The 713-nt window shown below is 53.4% G+C and carries 1 protein-coding gene; it reads right to left on the minus strand.

The genetic code is table 11. The features are described from left to right. A partial coding sequence (locus tag FDX19_RS14090) for an elongation factor Tu (RefSeq protein WP_137383197.1) occupies positions 1-713 on the minus strand: 713 nt, incomplete at both ends.

The following is a 713-nucleotide window of genomic DNA, read 5'->3' on the forward strand; positions in this document are numbered from 1 at the left end:
GTGTGCGGCTTGATAGAGCCTGGCTTAGCCAGTACCTGACCACGTTCGATTTCTTCACGTTTGATACCACGCAGCAGAACACCAACGTTCTCACCAGCACGGCCTTCGTCCAGCAGTTTGCGGAACATTTCAACGCCAGTACAGGTAGACTTAGCAGTCTCTTTGATACCAACGATTTCAACTTCTTCACCAACTTTGATGATACCGCGCTCTACACGACCGGTAACAACGGTACCACGACCGGAGATGGAGAATACGTCTTCGATTGGCAGCAGGAACGGCTTATCGATAGCACGTTCTGGTTCTGGGATGTAAGAATCCAGGAAGCCAGCCAGTTCGATGATTTTCGCTTCCCACTCTGCTTCGCCTTCCAGCGCTTTCAGAGCAGAACCACGAACGATCGGAGTGTCGTCGCCCGGGAAATCGTACTGAGACAGAAGTTCACGAACTTCCATTTCTACCAGTTCCAGCAGCTCTTCGTCATCAACCATGTCGCATTTGTTCAGGAACACGATGATGTACGGAACGCCTACCTGACGACCCAGCAGGATGTGCTCACGAGTCTGCGGCATCGGGCCGTCAGTCGCAGCAACAACCAGGATCGCGCCGTCCATCTGCGCAGCACCGGTGATCATGTTTTTAACATAGTCGGCGTGGCCCGGGCAGTCTACGTGCGCGTAGTGGCGAGTCGGGGTGTCATATTCAACGTGAGA

Source organism: Citrobacter sp. wls619 (assembly GCF_005281345.1).
Classification (GTDB): Bacteria; Pseudomonadota; Gammaproteobacteria; order Enterobacterales; family Enterobacteriaceae; genus Citrobacter.